The sequence below is a fragment of the Roseovarius sp. genome (assembly GCF_030373445.1).
Taxonomy (GTDB): domain Bacteria; phylum Pseudomonadota; class Alphaproteobacteria; order Rhodobacterales; family Rhodobacteraceae; genus Roseovarius.
Genome location: NZ_JAUCYU010000001.1, coordinates 288743 through 309508, shown reverse-complemented (window position 1 = coordinate 309508; position 20766 = coordinate 288743). Strand labels below are relative to the sequence as shown.

16 protein-coding genes are annotated in these 20766 nt (G+C 67.1%); 7 read left to right on the top strand and 9 right to left on the bottom strand.

Going from position 1 to position 20766, the window contains the following annotated elements; translation table 11 throughout:
* Positions 1-50: 50 nt before the first annotated feature.
* The 4 genes from QUV18_RS01395 (at position 51) to QUV18_RS01380 (ending at position 6920) form a co-directional block, all read left to right on the top strand.
* The gene (locus tag QUV18_RS01395; protein ID WP_300891451.1) at positions 51-449 is read left to right on the top strand and encodes a response regulator; all 399 of its coding nucleotides are present in this window, start codon (positions 51-53) and stop codon (positions 447-449) included.
* 207 nt (positions 450-656) lie between these two features.
* Positions 657-4301, top strand: coding sequence for a PAS domain S-box protein (locus QUV18_RS01390; protein WP_300891450.1), 3645 nt, complete (start codon positions 657-659; stop codon positions 4299-4301).
* A gap of 5 nt (positions 4302-4306) precedes the next feature.
* Entirely contained in the window at positions 4307-4711 is a 405-nt protein-coding gene (locus tag QUV18_RS01385; RefSeq protein ID WP_300891449.1) for a response regulator, read from the top strand.
* Between the two features lie 46 nt (positions 4712-4757).
* Positions 4758-6920 (top strand): histidine kinase N-terminal 7TM domain-containing protein, encoded by a 2163-nt coding sequence (locus QUV18_RS01380; RefSeq protein WP_300891448.1) that lies wholly within the window; start codon positions 4758-4760, stop codon positions 6918-6920.
* Positions 6921-6925: 5 nt separating this feature from the next.
* Here the strand turns inward: QUV18_RS01380 and QUV18_RS01375 are convergent, their stop codons facing one another.
* Genes QUV18_RS01375 through QUV18_RS01350 form a run of 6 tightly spaced genes read right to left on the bottom strand, consistent with a single transcriptional unit; the run spans position 6926 to position 14804 of the window.
* On the bottom strand, positions 6926-7699 hold the full coding sequence (locus tag QUV18_RS01375; protein WP_300891447.1) for an IclR family transcriptional regulator: 774 nt from the start codon (positions 7697-7699) through the stop codon (positions 6926-6928).
* Complete coding sequence (locus QUV18_RS01370; protein WP_300891446.1) at positions 7696-9267, bottom strand: class I adenylate-forming enzyme family protein; 1572 nt, start codon at positions 9265-9267, stop codon at positions 7696-7698. Before QUV18_RS01370 ends, QUV18_RS01375 begins: the two co-directional genes overlap by 4 nt.
* The gene (locus QUV18_RS01365) at positions 9221-10315 is read right to left on the bottom strand and encodes an acyl-CoA dehydrogenase (protein ID WP_300891445.1); all 1095 of its coding nucleotides are present in this window, start codon (positions 10313-10315) and stop codon (positions 9221-9223) included. Before QUV18_RS01365 ends, QUV18_RS01370 begins: the two co-directional genes overlap by 47 nt.
* A 2-nt stretch (positions 10316-10317) precedes the next feature.
* On the bottom strand, positions 10318-11514 hold the full coding sequence (locus tag QUV18_RS01360) for an acyl-CoA dehydrogenase family protein (protein ID WP_300891444.1): 1197 nt from the start codon (positions 11512-11514) through the stop codon (positions 10318-10320).
* 4 nt (positions 11515-11518) lie between these two features.
* Positions 11519-12697, bottom strand: a complete 1179-nt coding sequence (locus QUV18_RS01355) for an acetyl-CoA C-acyltransferase (RefSeq protein ID WP_300891443.1) — start codon at positions 12695-12697, stop codon at positions 11519-11521.
* Positions 12698-12713: 16 nt separating this feature from the next.
* Positions 12714-14804: a 3-hydroxyacyl-CoA dehydrogenase NAD-binding domain-containing protein gene (locus QUV18_RS01350; RefSeq protein WP_300891442.1), complete on the bottom strand. Its 2091-nt coding sequence runs from the start codon at positions 14802-14804 to the stop codon at positions 12714-12716.
* 206 nt (positions 14805-15010) lie between these two features.
* Here QUV18_RS01350 and pcaC point away from each other — a divergent pair, with 206 nt between their 5' ends.
* The 3 genes from pcaC to pcaG are packed head-to-tail and all read left to right on the top strand — an operon-like array spanning position 15011 to position 16742.
* Positions 15011-15397 carry a 4-carboxymuconolactone decarboxylase gene (gene pcaC, locus QUV18_RS01345; protein ID WP_300891441.1) on the top strand — a complete coding sequence of 129 codons (387 nt, stop codon included), beginning with the start codon at positions 15011-15013 and terminating at the stop codon, positions 15395-15397.
* Positions 15394-16122, top strand: coding sequence for a protocatechuate 3,4-dioxygenase subunit beta (gene pcaH / locus QUV18_RS01340; RefSeq protein ID WP_300891440.1), 729 nt, complete (start codon positions 15394-15396; stop codon positions 16120-16122). The genes pcaC and pcaH overlap by 4 nt, the downstream gene beginning before the upstream one ends.
* Positions 16122-16742, top strand: coding sequence for a protocatechuate 3,4-dioxygenase subunit alpha (gene pcaG, locus QUV18_RS01335; protein ID WP_300891439.1), 621 nt, complete (start codon positions 16122-16124; stop codon positions 16740-16742). The genes pcaH and pcaG overlap by 1 nt, the downstream gene beginning before the upstream one ends.
* 475 nt (positions 16743-17217) lie before the next feature.
* Here the strand turns inward: pcaG and QUV18_RS01330 are convergent, their stop codons facing one another.
* The 3 genes from QUV18_RS01330 to QUV18_RS01320 are packed head-to-tail and all read right to left on the bottom strand — an operon-like array spanning position 17218 to position 20763.
* Positions 17218-17724 carry a hypothetical protein gene (locus tag QUV18_RS01330; RefSeq protein ID WP_300891438.1) on the bottom strand — a complete coding sequence of 169 codons (507 nt, stop codon included), beginning with the start codon at positions 17722-17724 and terminating at the stop codon, positions 17218-17220.
* Complete coding sequence (locus tag QUV18_RS01325; RefSeq protein ID WP_300891437.1) at positions 17717-20500, bottom strand: 2Fe-2S iron-sulfur cluster-binding protein; 2784 nt, start codon at positions 20498-20500, stop codon at positions 17717-17719. The genes QUV18_RS01330 and QUV18_RS01325 overlap by 8 nt, the downstream gene beginning before the upstream one ends.
* Complete coding sequence (locus QUV18_RS01320; protein WP_300891436.1) at positions 20497-20763, bottom strand: sarcosine oxidase subunit delta; 267 nt, start codon at positions 20761-20763, stop codon at positions 20497-20499. Before QUV18_RS01320 ends, QUV18_RS01325 begins: the two co-directional genes overlap by 4 nt.
* Between the last annotated feature and the right edge of the window lie 3 nt (positions 20764-20766).

Below are 20766 nucleotides of genomic sequence, written 5' to 3'. Positions count from 1 at the left end.
ATATTTGTACCATACTGGACATTGCCGGACGGCAAATCAGAGGAAGTGACATGAGCGAGCTTGAGAAGGTCTTGTTCGTTGACGACGACCCGGCGATCCGCGATCTGATCGACGTGGCCCTGTCAACCGTCGGAGGACTTTCCGCGCGCGGTTTCGCATCGGGGGAAGAGGCGGTCTCGGCCGCACAGGAATTTGCGCCGCAGCTCCTGCTGCTGGACGTGATGATGCCGGACATGGATGGCCCGATGACGATGTCGGCGCTGAAGTCGTTGGACGGGCTGGAGGCGGCGCCGGCCGTCTTCCTGACGGCGAAGGTGCATGGCAAGGAAGTGGAGCGGCTGATGGGGCTGGGCGCGGTGCGCGTGCTGCCCAAGCCGTTCGACCCGATGACGCTGGCCGACGACCTGCGGGCGATCTGGGCCGAAACCGGGAGCGGAACAGCCGGGTGAGTCCTTTCCGCGACGGTCTTGACGCCAAGGCAATCCGTGGGTCGACGGCGTGGCCGGACACATGCTATCAGATGGCACGCAGCGGCCGGGGGTGGGCGCAAATCTGATTTAAAACCAAGAGCATCCTTAAAGATGCCGTATTTCTATGGTGCGTGGCACCCAGAGGTTTCCGGAGAGTTTCGAATGGATATGACCCATTCGCGCGCAGTGAAAGATCAGGCATTCGTCACGAGGCTCCTTGCGGACCTGGTGCGCGCCACGCCGGACGATCTTGACGCGCTGCTCGACCAGGGAATCGAGCGGGTCGGAGCGATTGCCGGGGCCGACCGGTGCTATATCTTCCGGCTGAACGACGACCTCGAGATTTCGAATACGCATGAATGGGTGGCCGAGGGCACACGGCCGGCGATCGAGCAGAACCAGAACCTGCCGCTGTCGCTGATCGATCCCTGGATGCCCGACCTGATCGAGGGGCGGCACATCCACCTTCCGGATGTCGAGAACTGGCACGACGATGGCGACCTGCGCGACATCCTGCGGAGCCAAGAGATCAAGGCGCTGCTGGTGGTGCCGTTCATGCATGACGGCGAGCTTGGCGGCTTCATCGGCTTCGACAACACCCGGATCGCCACGCCGTTCGCAGAGCCGACGATCGACCTGCTGAAGGCCGTGGCCGACATCATCTGGGTCACCATCCGGCGGATCGAGTCGGAGCAGGCCCGCGAGCGGGCCGAGGAGGCGCTGCGCCTGACAACGAACCGGTTCAAGGCGCTGTTCCGCACCCTGCCCGAGCTGTTTTTCGAACTGGATGCCGAGCGGCGCTATACCGGCATTTTCGCCGGGCCTTCGGACATGATGATCGTGCCGATGGAGCGGCGCGCCGGCAAGACACCGGCGGACGTGCTGCCGGCGTATATCGCGAAGATCCTCGACAGCTGCATGGACGAGGCCGAGAGCGCAGGCGTCTCGAAAGCGCGCCGGTTCGACCGGATCGTCGGCCGCGAGACGCAGGTGCACGAGGCGACGGTGGCCGCCAGCGGCCGGCCGGGCGACCCGGATTTCCGCTTCGTCGCCGTGATCCGGGACGTGACGCAGGACGCCCACGCGCGCAACCGGCTGGAACGGCTGAGCAAGGTGGCCGAACTGATGACGAACCTCGTCGTCATCACCGACCGGCCGGGCAACGTGCTTTGGGCAAACCGGGCCTTCGTCGAGAAATCGGGCTATTCCGTCGACGAGATGATGGGCCGGTCGCTTCTGGATTTCACCCGCTGCGCGAATACCGATCCGGAGACCTCGCGCCAGATCGGCGAGGCGGTCGAGGCGGGCCGCACGTTCCGGGGAGAGATCCTCAACGAAACCCGCAGCGGCGAGGAATACTGGGTCGATCTGAACATCAGCGCCGAGATCGATGAGCAGGGTGCCGATGGCATTCTCGTGCACGTGGCGACAGACATCACCGCGATGAAGACCGCCGAGCAGGATGCCGAGCAGGCGCGCGGCCTTCTGGAGAACGCGCTTTCGGCGCTGCCCGATGCCTTTGCCTATTACGACCGCGACGAGCGGCTGGTGATCTGCAACGACAAGTACCGCGAGTTCTATCCGCGCTCGGCCGAGGCGATGATACCGGGCGTGCGGTTCGAGGAGCTGTTGCGCTACGGTGCCGAGCGGGGCGAGTATGCCGACGCCGTCGGCCGGGAAGAGGAATGGGTCGCCGAGCGGCTGGCGCGCCGCGGCACGCCCAAGGAATACATCGAGGAGAACCTCAGCAGCGGGCGGTGCATCCGCATTCTCGAAGAGCCGACGCCGGATGGCGGGCGGGTCGGGATGCGGATCGACATCACCGAGCTGAAGCGGGCCGAGGAGCGGCTGGCCGAGATCATCGAGGGCGCGCAGGTGGGCACCTGGGAATGGCGCCGCGGCATCGACCAGGTGATCACCAACGACCGTTATGTCGGGATCCTTGGTTATGACCGCGAGGAGATCTCCAGCGCGACGGTGATTTCGCATTTCGAGATGGTCGCCCCGGATCAGCGCGCCGAGGTCCTTCAGCATTTCGAAATGCTGCTGCACGGCCAGCGCAACCACGTGCGGCGCGAGTTCCGGATGAAACATGCCGCGGGCCACTATGTCTGGGTCGAGATGCGCGGGCGCATCACCTCGCGCGATGCCGAGGGGCGCACGTTGCGGATTTCGGGCGTGCTGATCGACATTTCCGCGCGCAAGGCGTCGGAGGAGGCGCTGCGCCAGTCGAACGAGGACCTCAAGCGCGCGCTGCAGGAGCGCGACACCGCCGTGCGGCGGTTCTACGACGTGGCGGCGATTTCGAGCGACTGGTTCTTTGAGCTGGATGCCGATCTGAACCACAGCTTCCTGTCCGACACGTTCCAGACGATCACCGGGCAGGATCCGGCCGAGCTTGAGGGGCGCGACCTTTCGGCGCTGCTGCCGGGGGGCCGGCCGGCGGAGTCGGACGTGGCGGCGTGGAAGGCGGTTCGGGCGGCGCTGGAGGCAGGGGAAGGGTTTTGCAACCATATCCTGTCATCGCGCAAGACCGATGGCTCGCAGATCTGGATCCGGCTTTCGGCCGCACCGTTCCACGACCTGATCACCGGCGAGTTCAGCGGGTATCGCGGTGTCGGTTCCGACGTGACGGAACTTTACAACGAGCGGCTCAAGGCGCTGGCGGCGAGCGATGCGAAGAGCATGTTCCTGGCCAACATGAGCCACGAGATCCGGACGCCTCTGAACGGTGTCCTGGGGATTGCCGACCTGCTGGCGCCGACGCTGGAGACCGAGCGGCAGCACAAGATGATCGACACGATCCGCAACTCGGGCGAGCTGTTGTTGCGGATCCTGAACAACATCCTCGACATGTCGAAGATCGAGGCGGGCGAGCTGGAGATCGTGTCGGCGCCGTTCAGCCCGCTGGAGATGGTCGAGGAAGTGGCCGAGATCTACAGCACGCTGGCCGAGAGCAAGGGCGTGGGGTTCCGCCTGCTGGTCAGCCCCGGCGCGGGCGAGGGGCGGCGCGGCGACGAGCACCGGCTGAAGCAGGTGCTGCACAACCTGCTGAACAACGCGATGAAATTCACCTCGGACGGCGAGGTGACGCTGAAGCTGTCGGCGCGGAAGAACAAGCCGCTGGTCTTCGAGGTCACGGATTCCGGGATCGGCATGACCGAGGAGCAGCTTGGCAACATCTTCCAGGCGTTCCGGCAGGCCGGGGCCGATATCTCGGCGCGCTACGGCGGCACCGGGCTGGGCCTGGCGGTGGTGCGCGACATGACCCGGCTGATGGGCGGGGAGATCGGCGTGACCAGTACGCCGGGCGAGGGCACGACCTTCCGCGTGGTGCTTCCGCTGCCCGAGGCGGCGCTGTCGGTGGCCGCCGCACCGGGCGAGGCTGCTTCGCCCGACGCGCGGCCGCTGCGCGACACCTATCCGGGGCGCCGGGCGCTGGTGGCCGATGACAGTTCGACCAACCGGCTGGTGATCACCACAATGCTGGGCAGCACCGGGATCGAGATCGAGGAAGCGAAGGACGGGCGCGAGGCGGTCGAGATGTGGCAGGCGGCGCAGGAGGCCTGTGGCGGGGCGCCGTTCGATGTGCTGATGATCGACATCTCGATGCCCGAGATGGACGGGCTGGCCTGTCTGGACGAGATCCGCCGGCTCGAGCGGGAGGCCGGGCTGCCGCCGGCGCCGGCCGTCGCCGCGACTGCCAATGCCATGCCGCAGCAGATCGCCGACTACATCGTCGGCGGCTTCGACAGCTATCTTTCGAAACCATTCCGGCAGAGGGAGCTGCTTCAGCTTCTCGATGCCTTCATTCCGGCGGAGGAGTCATGAACGACATGTCCAAACCGGCAAAGCCGGGCGAGAGCACGGCGAAGGTCCTGCTGGCCGACGATGACGAGATCGCGCGGAGCATCATCTCTGACGTGCTGAGCGCGGTCCTTCGGGTCGAGTTCACCATGGTGCCGGACGGCCGGCAGGCGCTGGTCTCGGCGCTGTCTCAGAAGTTCGACCTGCTGATCTTCGACCGCAACATGGACCCGATCAAGGGCGACCGCATCATCCGCTGCCTGCGCACGGGCGCGAGCCCCAACCGCGAGTCGCCGATGATCCTGACGACGGCGGAACTGGATCACGTCAGGGAAGGCAGCTTGCATCTGGCCGAGGCCAGCCTGTACATGCCCAAGCCGATCGATGCATCGGGCCTGATCAAATGGGTCAGCCGAAGTCTCGCATTGCAGTAGCCTCGGGTTATTTTCTCGGGCAGCACCACCAGAAGGCCGCCAAAACTTGATCGATCTTGCGCACGCGCCCACGCTTATCGTCGTGATCAATGCGGCGTTGATGATCTTCTGCATCCTGTTCCTGGGTGGGCGGACCTTCTTCAACGGCAAGCCGTTCATGATGCTGACCTGCGCGGCGATGTTCTGGTGGCTGGTCAGCGCGGGGATGGAAATCCAGTCGACGACGCTTGAGCGCAAGCTGTTCTGGGCCACCGCCGCCTGGCCCGCCATCGCCACGGTGCCGGTGACGTGGTTTTTCTTCCTCTACAATTACGCCTTCCTGGTGCGCAGCGACCGCGACCCGAGGGTGAAGGCGCTGATCCTGGTGGTGCTGGTCGGGGTGATGGCGATTACCTTGACCAACCCGTGGCACGGGGCCTTCTACGGTGAGGGTACGGCGCTTGAGACGGTCAATGGCCGCCTGTCCGCGACGTTCGATCACGGGCCGCTTTTCTACGTGACCGCGCTGGTGCTGTACGTGTTCCTTGCCGCCGCGGTGGGGATCCTGGCCTATGCCTCGTTGCAGGCGAAGCGGATGTACCGCTCGTTCTTCCGGGCGTTGCTGATCGTGACGATCGTGCCGGTGGCGGGCAACGTGGGGTACCTGCTTTACGACATCACGATCTTCGGTTTCGATCCGACGCCGTTCCTGTTCTCGGCGGTGGTAACGCTGTTCGTCTGGCTGCTGATCGTCAGCCGGGTGCTCAACCTCGACAGTATCGGCAAGGAAGTGCTGTTCCTGTCGAGTTCCGACGGGATCATCGTGCTGGATACCGATGGCATCGTCTGGGGCGCGAACGAGCCGGCGCGGGAGTTGCTGGGCCGCGAGCTGACGCGGGACGGGGCGTCGCTGCGCGGGATGGAGCCGATCTGGGGTTACGTGCAGGAGAACCTGTCGCGGGAAACCACGCCCGAGCCTAGGATCATCCGGCTTCAGGACCGGGCCTTCGACACGCGGCTGGTGCCGATCTTCCGGCCGCTGCATATCGGGCGGGTGACGATGGGCTGGGTGCTGAGCCTGCGCGACACGACCGAGCTGCTTGACCTGTCGCGGCGGCTGGAGGCCGAGCGCGACCGGCTGCAATCGCTGATGGAGAACAGCGCGATCGGCATCTTCCTTGTCGATGAGAATGGCGGCATCGTTTATGCCAACCCCGAAGCAGAGATGATTACCGGGCGGCCGGTAACCGAGATCACCACGCGGAACGTGCGCGACGACGACTGGAAGGTCACCACGGTCGATGGCAGGCCGCTGGCGCGCGAAGACCTGCCGGCGGCGGTTGTGCTGCGGACAGGCGATAAGGTCATGGACATGCGCTTTGCCCTGGTGCGGCCCGATGGCGAGCGGCGGGTGATCTCGGTCAATGCCGTGCCGGTGATGGGGCCGGAGGGGCGGCAGGTGGTGTGCAGCGTGAGCGACGTGACCACGCAGGAGGCGGCGGCCGATTTCCTGCGGCAGGCGCGCGACCGGGCCGAGGCGGCGAACGCGGCCAAGACGCAGTTCCTGTCGAACATGAGCCACGAGATCCGGACGCCGCTGAACGGGGTGCTGGGGATGGCCGAGCTGCTGGGCCATACCGACCTGAACGACGAACAGCGCCGGCACCTTGCGGTTTTGCGGGACTCGGGTGAGGGGTTGGTGGGTATCCTCGACGACATGCTGGACATGGCCAAGCTGGAAGGCGAGGCGGTGCGGCTGGCGCACGAGGTGTTCACCCCCAACGAACTGGCCGAGCGGCTGGATGCCCAGTTCGCCGAGAAGGCCGAGGACAAGGGGCTCGATTTCGAGCTGTACATTTCGGCGGGCGGCGACACGGAGCTCGAAGGCGATCCGAAGCGGATCGTGCAGATCGGTCAGCACCTGATCGGCAACGCGATCAAGTTTACCGAGAAAGGCCGGGTGACGGTGACGATGACGCTTGGCCGGGACGGGGTGCTGGAGCTGAGTGTCGAGGATACCGGTGCGGGGATGACCGAGGAAGAGCTGGAGCGGGTCTTCCAGCCCTTCACGCAGGCCGACGAGAGCCGCACGCGGCGGCATGGCGGCACCGGGATCGGGCTGGCCGTGGTGGCAAGGCTGGTCGACCTGATGAAGGGGCAGATCGAGACCGAGACCGTGCCCGGCAAGGGCACGACGATCACCGTGAAGCTGCCGTTTCCCCGGAACTGAGCCCGTCAGAGGGCGCGGTCGCGCAGGTCGGCCACCGCCCTTGCGAGGGCCGGGCCGATCATGGTGCGGAAATCTTCGGTCGTCACGTTGTCGTAGGTCGAGCCGCTGAAGAACGCCACCGGGCTGCCGAATTCATGCGGGCGGTAGGGGACGGCGATGCTGTTGATGTTGCTGGAGTGATGCCGGTCGCGGGGGACATGGGCGAAGCCCGACCCCTGGACGTCGTCGATCGCTTCCTGCCGGCGCGCGCGCAGGGTATCGGGGGACATGTCGCCCTGCTCGGCGAGGATGGCGGCAAGCTGGTCGAACTCGGTGTCCGTGACTGCGCTGAGATAGGCCCGCCCGGTCGAGGAGGTTGGCACGGGCAGGCGGTACCCCACCTCCAGCCAGATCGAGGCCGAGCCGACCGGGCGCCATGTCTTCGTGAGAAGCATCCGCCCGCTGTCATGAATGGCGATGCCGATGAGGGTGCCGGTGTCGTTGGCGAGTTTCTGCATCTCGGGCCCGGCGGTTTCCACGAAGGAGAAGGAGGCGGCGGCGATGTTGCCGAGGGCGAGGGCGGCTGGGCCGAGCCGGTACTTGTCGTGCTTGCGGCCATGGGTGAGGTAGCCCAGGGCGCAGAGCGTGAAGGTCAGCCGCGAGACGGTGGGCCGGGGGATGCCGGTGCGTTCGGAGATATCCTGGTTGCCGAGGCCGCTGTCGGTGGGGCGGAAGGCGCGCAGGATGCTGAGGCCGCGGGCGAGGGTCGTGGCGAAGCGGCGGTCGGAGGGGTCGGTCATTTCGGGGCCTCCGGCGGGGTGGCGAGAGCGTCGGCGAAGCTGTCGATCAGCTTGGATTTGAGGATCTTGCCGGTGGCGGCGGCGGGCAGGTCGTGGGCCACGATGATGCGGGACGGGCGCTTGTAGGGGGCGAGGCGGGTTTCGGCGAAGGCCATGAGCTCGGGCTCGGTGACGGTGCCGTGCTCGCGGATGGCGACGAAGGCCAGCACCTCCTCGTTGCCCTCGACCTGGCGACCTACGACGCCGGCCATGATGACGTCGGGGTGGTCGGTCAGGGTGGCCTCGATCTCGGGCGGGTAGACGTTGAAGCCGGAGCGGATGATGAGTTCCTTGCTGCGGCCGGAGATGTGGAGGCGGCCCTCGTCGTCGAAGCGGCCGAGGTCGCCGGTGCGGAAGAAGCCGCCTTCGGTGAAGGCCTGTGCGGTGAGGTCGGGGGCGCGGAAATAGCCGCTGGCGATCTGCGGGCCGCCGGCGAGGATTTCGCCGATCCCTTCGTCCGGCGTGGCGCCGGGGACGGTCATGTCGAGCTTGACGAGGCAGTTCAGCATCGGGCGGCCGACGCTGATGTCGGCGTCGCCGATGGGGTTCTTCGTGGCGCAGATTCCGGCGGCAGTTTCGGTCAGGCCATAGCCGTTCTGCATGGCGGTGCCGTAGAACGTCTCGGCCTTGCGTTTCCAGGCCGGGTCGAGCGGCGCGCCGCCGGAGGAGACGTATTTGAGGCGGTTGCCGGAGGGGCGGGGGAGGTCGTTGGTTTCGGTGTAGTGGAACAGGTGGGCGTGCATCTGCGGCACGGCGGGCAGGACGGTGACATCCTGTTGAACCGCGTCATAGAGGCGTTCGGCCGAGAAGCGGGTTTCGAGCCGGCAGGCGCATTGACGAGAGGCCACGGCCATCAGGACGACGGCGCCGAAGATATGGCTGGTGGGCAGGACGAGATAGACCACGTCATCGGCGGTCATGTCGCGCTGATGGGCGGCGGCGTTGCCGGCGGCGATCATGTTGGCGTGGGTCATCATCGCGGCCTTGGGCGTGCCGGTGGTGCCGGAGGTGTAGAGCAGCATGGCCGTCTGCTGGGCCGGGTCGTCGGGCGTGGCGCCGGGGTGGGAGAGCAGGGCGGCGCGGCCGAAGCTTCCGGTGATGTCGCGCGCGCCGAGGGTGGCGGCGTGGCGGGCGGCGTCGTCGGAGGCGGCGGTGGTGAGTATGGTGACGCGCGGTTCGCAATGGTCGGTGATGCGGGCGATTTCCGGCTCGGTGAGGCGGGCGTTGGCGAGCACTGCGCTGGCGCCGATCAGGCTGGCGGCGAAGAGGAAGGCGGTGGCCTCGACCGAGTTCTCGGAGACCAGCAGGATGCGGTCGCCCGGGCCAGCACCGGCGTCGTGGAGGTGGTCGGCGGCACAGGCCGCGTGTTCCGCGAGGTCGGCCCAGGTGACGTGGCGCGTGCCGTTCTCGAGGATGGCCAGCGCGTCGGGCCGGGCGCGGGCGGCGGCGAGGAGGAGATCATGCACCCGGCCCGTCATCGCGTTACCCGCCCGAGAGGTGGATGAAGCGTTCGAGGTGATGGTCGACATCGCCGAAAAGGTGGTCGGCCATGACGAGGCGGCGGGCGTGGTGGGAGAGTTCGTATTCTTGCGTCATGCCGATGCCGCCATGCATCTGGACGGCTTCCTCGGCCACCAGCGCGGCGACGCGGCCGACAAGGTTCTTGGTGGCGCTGACATGGCGTTCGCGGGTGTCGCGCGGGGCGTCGAGGTGGCCGGCGAGGTTGAGTACGGCGGAGCGGGCCTGTTCGATCTCGGTCAGCATGTCGGCGATGCGGTGCTGCAGGGCCTGGAATGTGCCGATGGGGCGGCCGAATTGCTGGCGCTCCTGCAGGTAGGCGAGGGTGAGATCCTTGGCGGCCTCCATGGCGCCGAGGGTTTCGGCGGACAGCGCGAGGATGGCGTGGGCGGTGGCGGTTTCGAGGAGGGCGTGGCCCTGGCCCGGCTCGCCTATGCGGGTGTCGGCTTGGGTGTCGGTGAAGGCGACCTGGGCCGAAGCGGTGCCGTCGACATTGGTGATGGGTGTGATGGTGAGGCCGGGGGCGTCTGTGGGGATCAGGAAAAGCGAAATGCCCTCGGGGTCGAGCCGGTCACCGGTTTCGCGGGCGGAGACGATGAGGTGTGTCGCCTGGGCGCCGTAGAGGACGTTGGTTTTGGTGCCGGTGAGGGTTGGTTTCGCCGAGAGGGAGACGTCGGCGAGGTCGTAGCGCGCGTCGGGCTCGGTATGGGCGAGGGTGACGATGCTGTCGCCGGCGATGATCTGTTCGACAAGGCCTGCGTGGTCGGTGAGCAATGGCGCGGCGAGGGCGGCGGGGAGGAATGGCTCCAGCGTGCCGGCGCGGCCGAGGGTTTCGAAGACGAGGGCGATGTCGGGGCCGGTGCCGCCGAAGCCGCCCGCCTCTTCCGGGAAGAGGGCGGCGAGGGTGCCGAGATCGGCGAGGCCCTTGAAAAGGTCGGCGTCGTAGGGGGCGCCGCTGTCGAGGGTTTTGCGGCGGCGCTCGTGGTCGAGGTTGTCGGCAAGGTAGCGCGAGAGGCTGTCCTGCAGCATGCGGCGTTCGTCGGAGAGGGTGAAATCCATCGTCAGCCCCCCAACACGGATTTTGCGACGATGGTGCGCTGGATTTCGTTCGAGCCGCCGAAGATCGAGAGCTTGCGCATGTTGAAATAGGCGGGCGCGGCACCGGGGGCCTGTTCATGGCCCAGCGGTTCGGTATTGTCTCCGCCGTCGAGGAAATCGGGCTGGTGCGGCAGGGCGTGGGGGCCAAGCGCGCGGCGGAGGAGGGAGGTCAGCTCCTGCCGGATGACGGTGCCCTTGAGTTTGAGCATGGAGCTTTCGGGGCCCGGCGCGCGGCCCGCCTCGGCGGCGGCGAGGATGCGGAGGTTGGTGGTGGCCATCGCCATCAGGTCGATCTCCACCTGCGCGAGACGGGCGGCGAAGAAGGGGTTCTGTGCCAGCGGCTTGCCGCCCGAGGTGACCTCGGAGGCCACGCGCTTGACGGTGGCGAGCGCGGCGTTGGAGAAGCCCACGCCCGCGATGTTGGTGCGCTCGTGGGTAAGGAGGTACTTGGCGTAGGTCCAGCCCTTGTTCTCCTCGCCGACGAGGTTCTCGACCGGCACGCGCACGTCGTCGAAGAAGACCTCGTTCACCTCGGCCTGTCCGTCGATCAGGGTGATGGGGCGGAGGGTGACGCCGGGGGTGTCCATGTCGATCAGCAGGAAGGAGATGCCTTCCTGTTTCTTGGCGTCGGGGTCGGTGCGAACGAGGCAGAAGATCTTGTTGGCGTATTGTCCCAGGGTCGTCCACGTCTTCTGGCCGTTGACGATGTAGTGGTCGCCATCGCGCACGGCGCGGGTCTTGAGCGAGGCGAGGTCGGAGCCTGCGCCGGGTTCGGAATAGCCCTGGCACCACCAGTCTTCGCCGCTGAGAATGCGGGGGAGGTGGTGGTTTACCTGTGCCTTTGTCCCGAAGGCGAGGAGGACGGGCGCGAGCATGGTGATGCCGAAGGGCACGGTGCGCGGGGCGTGGGCGAGGCAGGCTTCTTCCTCGAAGATGTGTTTCTGCACCGGGCTCCACCCCGCGCCGCCATGCTTGAGGGGCCAGCCCGGGGCGAGCCAGCCCTTGTCGTTCAGGATGGCGTGCCAGCGCTGGTAGTCGTCCTTGCCCAACCGCTTGATCAGGCGGACCTTTTCGGACAGGTCGTGCGGCAGGGAGGTGGCGAGGAACTCGCGCACCTCCTGCCGGAAATCCAGTTCGGCCTGCGTGAAGGCAAGGTCCATCGGATCAGTAGATCTCGAAGAGGCCCGCCGCGCCCATGCCGCCGCCGATGCACATGGTGACGACGCCAAGCTTGGCGCCGCGGCGCTTGCCCTCGATCAGCAGGTGGCCTGTCATGCGGGCCCCGGTCATGCCGAAGGGGTGGCCGATGGAGATGGAGCCGCCGTTGACGTTGCAGATTTCGGGGTCGATGCCGAGCCGGTCGCGGCAGTAGAGGGCCTGGCTGGCGAAGGCCTCGTTCAGTTCCCACAGGTCGATGTCTTCGACCTTGAGGCCGTGGCGTTCGAGCAGGCGGGGAACGGCGAAGACCGGGCCGATGCCCATCTCTTCGGGCTCGCAGCCGGCGGTGACGAAGCCCTTGAGGGCGCCCATGGGTTCAAGCCCCTGTTTCTCTGCCAGTTCTGCATCCATCACGACGAGGGCAGAGGCACCGTCGGAGAGCTGCGAGGCGTTGCCGGCGGTCACGTAATGCCCCTCGCCCTGCACCGGTTGCAGCTTGGCCAGCCCTTCCAGCGTGGTGTTGGGGCGGTTGCAGTCGTCCATCCCGAAGGTGACTTCCTTGCGGGTGACCTCGCCGGTTTCCTTGTCCTTGAAAGCCTGGGTCACGGTGATCGGCACGATCTCGTCATCGAGGCGCCCGGCCTCCTGTGCGGCGGCGGTGCGCTTCTGGCTTTCCAGCGCCAGCTCGTCCTGTGCCTCGCGGCTGATGTTATAGCGCTGGGCGACGATGTCGGCGGTCTGGATCATCGAGAGGTAGAGCTCGGGCTTGTGTTCCTCGATCCATTTTTCCTGGGCCCGCGGCGGCCGGGAGGGCGGCATCTGGCTGATGCTTTCAACGCCGCCGGCGATGGCCGCGGGGGCGCCGTTCTGGGTGATGGCGTTGGTGGCCATCGCCACGGCTTGCAGGCCGGAGGAGCAGAAGCGGTTGACCGTGGCCGCCGCGACGGTGACGGGAAGGCCCGCGCGGATCACCGACTGTCGGGCGATGTTGGCGCCTGTCCAGCCTTCGGGGTAGCCGCAGCCGATAAAGGCGTCCTCGATCAGCGCGGGATCGACTTTCGCGCGTTTCACGGCATGTTCGATGGCGTGGCCCGTCATGGTGGCGCCATGGGTTTCGTTGAAGGCACCGCGATAGGACTTGGCGAGCCCGGTGCGGGCGGTCGATACGATAACGGCCTGTTTCATATTGGGTTTCTCCTTCTCAGCCGTTCAGGCTGGCAAAATTCCGGTCGCTCTCGACGAGTTCTTTCAGCAGGGGGGCGGGTTGCCAGAGGTAGTCGTCCTCTTGCTTGAGAATGCCGATGTCGTTGAGGATCTTGGGCAAACCGACGGTGTCGGCATAGTGCATCGGGCCGCCGCGCCAGCGCGGGAAGCCGTAGCCGTTGAGCAGGACGACATCGACATCGGAGGGGCGCTGGGCGATGCCGTCGCCCACCACGCGGGCGGCCTCGTTGACCATGGCGGCCATGTAGCGGTCGACGATTTCCTGGTCGGAAATCTGGCGTGGGGTGATGCCCTTCTCGGCACGTTCGGCTGCGACGATCTCCTCGACCTCGGGGTTGGGGACGGGTTTTTCGCCCTCTTCGTAGATGTAGAAGCCCTTGCCCGTCTTGCGGCCGAAATCGCCGCGTTCGCAGATCCTGTCGGCGAATGCCGCGTAGGTTTCGCGCGGGTCGCGGGTTTCGGCAAGGCGCTTGCGGTTGGCCCAGCCGATATCGAGCCCGGCCAGGTCGCTGACCGCAAACGGCCCCATGGCAAGGCCGAACCCGGTCAGGGCCCGGTCGACGTCGAAGGGGCTGGCCCCGGCCAGAACGGTGGCGAACATGGCCTTCTGGTAGTGCGACAGGATGCGGTTGCCGATGAACCCGTCGCAGACACCGGCGCGCACGGCGATCTTCTTCATCTTCTTGCCGAGGGCGAAACCGGTGGCGGTGACCGCCGGGTCTGTCTTGTCGGCGACGACCACTTCGAGCAGCTTCATCACGTGGGCGGGCGAGAAGAAGTGCAGGCCCAGCACGTCGGCGGGGCGCTTGGTGGCGGCCGCGATCTCGTTGATGTCGAGGTAGGAGGTGTTTGTGGCCAGAACCGCGCCGGGCTTGCAGACGGCGTCGAGCTGGCCGAAGACCTCGCGCTTGACTTCCATGCTTTCGAACACGGCCTCGATCACCAGGTCGCGGTCGCCGAAATCGGCATAGTCGGTGGTGGTGCGGAAGGTGTTTTCGAGGATGGCGTCGTGCTTGGCCTGCGCGAGCTTGCCGCGTTTGACGGCGCCGGCGAGGTTCTTCTCGACCGTGGCGCGGGCCTTGGCGGCGGCGGCGTCGTCACGCTCGGCGAGCGTCACGTCGATGCCGGCCAGCAGGGCGGAGGTGGCGATGCCCGCCCCCATGGTGCCGCCGCCGACGACGCCGATCCTGTCGGTCGGGCGGGGGTCGGTGCCTTCGATGTCCTTGACCTTGGCGACACTGCGTTCGGCGAAGAAGGCGTGGATGAGGGCCGAACGCTGGTCGGAATTGAGCAGGTCAAGGAAGAGGTCGCGCTCGTTCCTGAGGCCTTCGGCGAAGGGCATGGTGGTCGCCCCTTCGACGGCTTCGAGGGCGGTGACCGGGGCGATGATGCCGCGGGCGGATTTCTTCACCTTGGCGCGGAGGGCGTCGAAATCGACGGCGTCGGCGTCCTTCGCGGCATTGTCGGAGGTGCGGCGGGGGCCGGCGCCCTCGGCCAGCAGGTCTTTCGCATAGGCGAGACCGGCGGCGCGGGGGTCGTCGCCCTCGTCAAGCCGGTCGATCAGGCCGAGGTCGTGGCCTTCTTTCGCGGAGATCATGCCGGCGGAGGTGATCATCTCGGCGGCTTTCGCTACCGGGATCAGGCGGGGCAGGCGTTGCGTGCCGCCGGCGCCGGGGAGGATGCCGAGATTGACCTCCGGCAGGCCCATCTTGGCCGAGGCGAGCGCCACGCGGTAATGCCCGCCCATCGCCACCTCGAGCCCGCCGCCGAGGGCAGTGCCGTGAATGGCGACGACGACCGGCTTGGTGCAGGCTTCGATCTGGTTGACGAGGTCGGGCAGGCCGGGTTCCTGCGGGGGTTTGCCGAATTCCTTGATATCGGCGCCGGCAATGAAGGTGCGGCCGGCGCAGCAGATGAGGATGGCTTCGACGGCCGGGTCGACCTCGGCCTCTTTCACCTTGTCCTGGAGACCCAGCCGGACGGCATGGGACGCCGCGTTGACCGGAGGGTTGTTGACTTCGACGATGGCGATATTCGCCTCGCGCGTGATGGTTACGGGGGTGTCCACCGTTCCTCTCCCTTTCGAATCCTGTTGGCGGGGTCTTACCGCACTCAGACAGAAATTTCAAAATATGAAAATGAATTTTGCATAGTGGAATTTAGGGGCATGCCGTTGGCCCCGCAATGATGACACTGAGAAAGACGTTTTCAAGTCTCCCGCCGCGCTGTCATAGTGGCGGGCGAAACATGGCCATCAGCGCGGGAGGCGGGAGCATGTCGGAAAAACACGAGGCCGGGATGGCGGTACGGCGCCGGGTCCTGGGCGAGGCGCATGTGGACCGGGCCGAGGCGGCGAAGACGCCGCTGGACGCGCCGTTCCAGGAGATGATGACCGAGGGCGCCTGGGGCACCGTCTGGGCCAGCGACGCGATCAGCCTGCGGGAACGCTCGATGCTGACGCTGGCGCTGTTGGCGGCGACGGGGAATTTCGAGGAGATCCCGATGCATATCCGCGCGACCGCCCGCACCGGGGCCAGCCCGCGCGACGTGGCGGAGGCGTTTCAGCACGTGGCGGTCTATGCCGGGGTGCCCAAGGCGAACCACGCGCTGAAGATCGCCAAGAGCGTATTTGCCGAGATGGAGGCGGAGGAGAGCCAATGACCAAGCCAGCCGAATATTACCAGCGCGACCGGGAATGGCATCCGCCGGCGCTGGCGCGGGACTACAAGACATCCGTCGCCCGCTCGCCGAGCTATGCGTTGATCAGTCTTGAACAGTCGGCGAGCGAGATCACCGGGCCGGTGTTCGGCCACAATGATATCGACCCGGGCGACAATGACCTGCTGACCAATTACGCGCAGGCGGGCGAAAGCCCGATCGGCGAGCGGATCATCGTTCACGGGCGGGTTCTGGACGAGAACGCGCGGCCGGTGCCGAACACGCTGGTCGAGATCTGGCAGGCCAATGCGGGCGGGCGGTACCGGCACAAGAAGGACATGTACCTTGCCCCGATCGACCCGAACTTCGGGGGGTGCGGACGGACGTTGAGCGACGAGAACGGATATTACTTCTTTCGCACGGTGAAGCCCGGCGCGTACCCCTGGCGGAACTGGGTGAACAACTGGCGGCCGGCGCATATTCACATCTCGGTCTTCGGCAGCTCCTTTTCGCAAAGGCTGATCACGCAGATGTATTTCGAGGGCGACCCGCTGATCGCGAAATGCCCGATCGTGCAGACCATCCCCGACCCGGCGGCGATCGACCAGCTGATCGCGCCGCTCGACCTGAACGCGACGATCCCGCTGGATACCATCGCCTACAAGTTCGACATCGTGCTGCGCGGGCGGCGGTCGACCCTGTTCGAAAACCGGCTGGAGGGGAACTGATGCCGCAAAAGCTTGATTACCTTAAGGAAACCGCGTCGCAGACGGCGGGGCCTTACGTTCATATCGGGCTGGCGCCGGGGGCGGCGGGGTTCGATATCTACGAGCGCGAGCTGGGCTGGGACATTGCCGGGCCGAATGCCGGGGGGGAGCGGATCCGGGTCGAGGGGGTCGTGATCGACGGCACCGGGAGCCCGGTGAAGGATGTGCTGCTGGAGGCGTGGCAGGCGAATGCGGAGGGCGTCTATGCGCATCCGGAGCATCCCGGCGAGGTCGAGGAGGGGTTTCGCGGCTGGGGCCGGGTGATCACGGATTTCGACACCGGGGAGTGGGGGTTCGATACCGTCAAGCCGGGGCCGGTGATGGGCCGGATCGGCAAGATGATGGCGCCGCATATCAACCTGTGGATCGTGGCGCGGGGGGTGAATGTGGGTTTGAATACAAGGGTTTACTTCTCGGACGAGGCGGAGGCCAATGCCGCGGACCCGGTGATGGGGCTGATCGAATGGGAGGTGCGGCGGCAGACCCTCGTGGCCCAGCGGGCGGAGCGGGACGGGAAGGTCGTCTACCGGTTCGATATCCGTCTGCAGGGCGAGGGGGAGACGGTGTTCTTCGATATTTGAGTGCGTTGGGGGTGGTGGGTTTCACCCACCCTACGGGCGTCCGGCGAGCGAAGGTTAACGGGGCGGATGGGCCGGATTTCGACGTCGGTATAACGTCGGTATTTTGTCGGTATTGCGTCGGTGCGGGGCACCGGCGGGGGCGGGCGTTCGAGATCGTTAACGTGGTGGGGAGACCGGCGCGAGGCCCCGGCTCGGGGGCCGGGGCGGGTCGATTTGTGATGCGTTGGCACCCGTTCCGTGGTGGCGCGGCGGTGGGTTTCACCCACCCTACGGGTGAGGTTGGCACGCGCCCGGAGTCAAGGCCGCAGGCCGCCGGGCGAGCGCCGGCCCGTCCCGCCGGGCAGGCGCTTTTGAGGCCGGGCGTGACGTTTCAGAGGATGGATGTACTTGGCGCGATAAAGTGGCGGCCATTCTCGTAGCAGCGCCTCCCCACGGGCCGGCGCTCGCCCGGCTTGGCGGGTGGCGCGCGGTGGGGTCAGCCGTGACTGGCCGCTTTCTCGAAATGTGTGACGAGGGCTTCGGCGTGGGCGCGGGGGACGTGGAGGCGGTAGGTCTTGGCGTCTTCCATGCGGTAGAGGAAGACGCCCAAGCCGAAGAGCTGGCGAGCCGTGGAACGGGAGGGGATGTCGGGGGTGATTTCCGCGCCGCGTCCGAGGAGGGGGAGGGCGTCGCCGGTCAGGTCGAAGACGGTGTAGGCGTCGGTGACGTCGGAGGTGGCCTGTTGGGTGGTGTCGTTCCAGCCATCGGGTGTTTCGGGGGCATTGACCAGCAGCAGGCGGTCGCGGCGGAGGATGGCGGCGTAGGCGTCGGACGGGGCCGCGCCGGGCCAGTCGACGAGGGGGAGGTCGGTTTGCTGCAGGACGTTCGGGCCGGAGACGAGGGTCTGGCGGGTGAGGTGCACCGGGGTCAGCCTGGCGGGGCCGAGGGAGATGGGCGTGGCCGGGTTGCGGGGGGCGTCCCAGAGGGCGGTGTCGTCACGCATCGAGGCGGGCTCCTTCGGGGTCGAGGGCGCAGGGGGCAGTGACGGTGGCCTGTCGGGTTTCGCCGAGGTGCCAGGCGGTGATGGTGTCGCCCATGCGGTCGGTGCCGTTTTCGAGGAGGGCGAGGGCGATGGGGCGGCCGAGCGTAGGGCTGAGGTAGCTGGAGGTGACGTAGCCGAGGGAGCGCGGGATTTCGTCGTCTGTCACGACGTGAGCGCCGGTGGGGAGTGGGGGTGCGCCGGCGGGGACGGTGAGGCCGACGAGTTGCTTGCGGTCGGGGGCGTTGGCTTTGTCGGTATGCAGGCTGCGGTCGCCGACGAAGGGGGTGGATTTCTTCTGGCGCGGGGCCGTGAAGCCGAGGTCGTGGGGCATGGTTTCGCCGTCGGTGTCCTTGCCGATCATGAGGAAGCCTTTCTCGGCGCGGAGGATGGAGAGGGCTTCGACGCCGATGGGGCCGGCGTCGAGCGGTTTGGCGGCGTCGAGCAGGGCAGACCAGAGGGCGGGGGCCTTCGAGGCGCGGATTGACAGTTCGAAGCTGGTGTCGCCGGTGAAGCTGACCCTTGCGAGGCGGAGGGGGGTGTCTTGCCACGATGTCTCGCGCAGGGACATGTGCGGGAAGTCGTCGGTGTCGAGGTCGAGCGTGTCGAGGATGGCGCGCGCCCTTGGGCCGGTGACGGTGAGGGTCGCCCAGTGCTGGGTCGTGTCGTGGATGAAGATGCGGTCGGGGTCGTTGCCGTCCTGGCGCCACGCTTCGAGATGGGTGCGGACAGAGTCGACATGGCTGGAGGAGCAGGAGATGACGAAGCGGTTCGCGTCGAGGCGGGCGATGACGCCGTCGTCGAAGACGGCGCCGCCCTCGGTGAGCATGAAGCCGTAGCGGATTTTGCCCGGCTTCAGGGTGGCGATGGTGTTGTAGTAGATGAAGTTGACGAAGGCCTCGGCTTCGGGGCCCATGACCTCGATCTTGCCCAGGGGAGAGGCGTCGAAGATGGCGGCGGTTTGGCGGGCCATCAGGGCTTCGGTTTGGGCTTGTTGGACGGGGTCGCCTTTGCCGTACCAGCCGGGGCGGAGCCAGCCGCCGTACTCGCCAAGCGCGGCGCCGGCGGCGCGGTGTTGGGGTTCGAGAGCGAGGCGTTTCAGGGGGTTCCAGAGCTGCTTGGTGTGGGCGCCGTGGTACATCTCGATGGGCACGGGGACGAAGGGCGGGCGGAAGGTCGTTGTGCCAACCTCGGGGATGGGGCGGCCCTGGATGGCGGCCATGGCGGCGAGGCCGGGCATGTTGGAGGTCTTGCCCTGGTCGGAGGCCATTCCGAGGGTGGTGTAGCGTTTCAGGTGTTCGACGGAGGTGTAGTTTTCGCGGGCGGCGAGTTCGACATCCTTGAGGGTGACGTCGTGCTGGAAGTCGATCCACTGGCGGCCTTTGCTGCCGGGTGCGGGCCAGTGGGGGGTGATGTGGTGTTTCGGGTCGGGGCGTTTGGCGGGGGTGTTTTGGCCTGTGGCGCGGGCGTGTTCGAGGGCTTCGTCGGTTTCGAAACTGCCGTTGGCGGCGCCGGTGGCTGTCATGTTGTCGGGTGGGGTGCCGGGGAGGAAAGCGTTGCGCCGGTCGCACCAGGCGAGCGAGCCGCCGGCGTGGCGCCAGAGGTGGACGAGCGGGGTGAGGCCGCCCGAGGCGAGGATGGTGTCGGCCGGGTGGGTTCGGTCGCCGGCCTGGAGCGCCTTGAGGCGTTTGCCGCCGCGGGCGCTGAGGGGGGATTGGGCGGGGTCCACGTGGGTGACCTGGGCGCCGGCCTGGGTGAGTTGGGCGGCGAGCGTGTCGGCTTGCGGGGTGTTGGCGAGGAGGGCGATCTGGCGGCCGGGGAGGGTGGCGTAGCGGGCGAGGTACTCGGCGGCGGCGGCGACGGCCATGATGCCGGGGCGGTCGTTGTTGGCAAAGGTGAGCGGGCGGTCGATGGCGCCGGTGGCGAGGATGATGCGGGCGGCGCGCAGGCGGATGAGGCGGGGGGCGGTGCCGAAGGGGCCGTTCTGGGCGAGGCCGACGAGGCCGTGGTCGTAGATGCCGAAGGCGGTGGTGTGGGTGAGGATGCGGCCGCCTGCCGCTTCGATGGCGGATTGGCGTTGGGCGATCCAGTCGGCGGTGGGGGTGGCGTCGATCTGGGGGAGTTGGTGGGCGGTGCCTCCGAGCTGGGCGTGGTCGTCGATGAGGAGGGTATCTTGGCCTGATTGCGCGGCGGCTTCTGCGGCGGCGAGGCCCGCCGGGCCGCCGCCGATGACGAGTGTGTCGCAGCGGTCGTGGGTCTGGTCGGAGGTGTAGGTGTCGAGATGGTCGGGGGAGACGGCGCCGAGACCGGCCATGCGGCGGATGAGGGGTTCGAAGAGGTGCCAGTCGGGCCACATGAAGGTCTTGTAGTAGAAGCCTGCCGCGAACCAGCGGTGGAAGAGGTCGAGGCCGGCTTTCATATCGAAGCGGGCGGAGGGCCAGGTGTTGACGGCGCGGGCTGCCATGCCGCCCTGCAGGTAGGTGGTGGTGGCGAGGCAGTTGGGGAATTCGTGGCCATCGAGGGTGACATTCATGATGGCGTTGGGTTCGTCGACCCAGGCGCCCCAGAGGCCGCGGGGGCGGTGGTACTTGAAGCTGCGGCCGAGGATGCGGGTGCCGCTGGCGAGGAGGGCGGAGGCGATTGTGTCGCCTGCGTAGCCGGTGTGGGGCTTGCCGTCGAAGGTGAAGGTGAGCGGTTTGGAGCGGTCGATGAGGCCGCCGGTGGGGAGGCGGAGGGTCATTGCGGCTCTTTCCGGAGGGGGTGGGTGGAGAAGACCTCCATGGTGACGCTGTCGCGTTCCATGAGGAAGAGTTCGCTGCAGGGGAGGTGCATCCAGACCTCGCGGGTGCGGCCCTTGTCGTTGCGCTGGGCGTGGAGGTAGGTGGCCCAGGTTTCGGGGTCGATCTGTCGGGTCGTGTCGGGGCGGGTCTTGCCGGCCTCGGCGGCGAAGTGGAATTCACGCTCGTCGCGGGGGCCGCAGAAGGGGCAGGTGAAAATCTGCATGGG

Bases quoted from the DNA above. Each gene is read 5' to 3' on its own strand.
- QUV18_RS01395 (WP_300891451.1), top strand. From the start codon at position 51: ATGAGCGAGCTTGAGAAGGTCTTGTTCGTTGACGACGACCCGGCGATC.
- QUV18_RS01385 (WP_300891449.1), top strand. From the start codon at position 4,307: ATGTCCAAACCGGCAAAGCCGGGCGAGAGCACGGCGAAGGTCCTGCTG.
- QUV18_RS01375 (WP_300891447.1), bottom strand. From the start codon at position 7,699: ATGACCGACCCCTCCGACCGCCGCTTCGCCACGACCCTCGCCCGCGGC.
- QUV18_RS01370 (WP_300891446.1), bottom strand. From the start codon at position 9,267: ATGTCGACCATCACCTCGAACGCTTCATCCACCTCTCGGGCGGGTAAC.
- QUV18_RS01365 (WP_300891445.1), bottom strand. From the start codon at position 10,315: ATGGATTTCACCCTCTCCGACGAACGCCGCATGCTGCAGGACAGCCTC.
- QUV18_RS01360 (WP_300891444.1), bottom strand. From the start codon at position 11,514: ATGGACCTTGCCTTCACGCAGGCCGAACTGGATTTCCGGCAGGAGGTG.
- QUV18_RS01355 (WP_300891443.1), bottom strand. From the start codon at position 12,697: ATGAAACAGGCCGTTATCGTATCGACCGCCCGCACCGGGCTCGCCAAG.
- pcaC (WP_300891441.1), top strand. From the start codon at position 15,011: ATGTCGGAAAAACACGAGGCCGGGATGGCGGTACGGCGCCGGGTCCTG.
- pcaH (WP_300891440.1), top strand. From the start codon at position 15,394: ATGACCAAGCCAGCCGAATATTACCAGCGCGACCGGGAATGGCATCCG.
- pcaG (WP_300891439.1), top strand. From the start codon at position 16,122: ATGCCGCAAAAGCTTGATTACCTTAAGGAAACCGCGTCGCAGACGGCG.
- QUV18_RS01330 (WP_300891438.1), bottom strand. From the start codon at position 17,724: ATGCGTGACGACACCGCCCTCTGGGACGCCCCCCGCAACCCGGCCACG.
- QUV18_RS01325 (WP_300891437.1), bottom strand. From the start codon at position 20,500: ATGACCCTCCGCCTCCCCACCGGCGGCCTCATCGACCGCTCCAAACCG.
- QUV18_RS01320 (WP_300891436.1), bottom strand. From the start codon at position 20,763: ATGCAGATTTTCACCTGCCCCTTCTGCGGCCCCCGCGACGAGCGTGAA.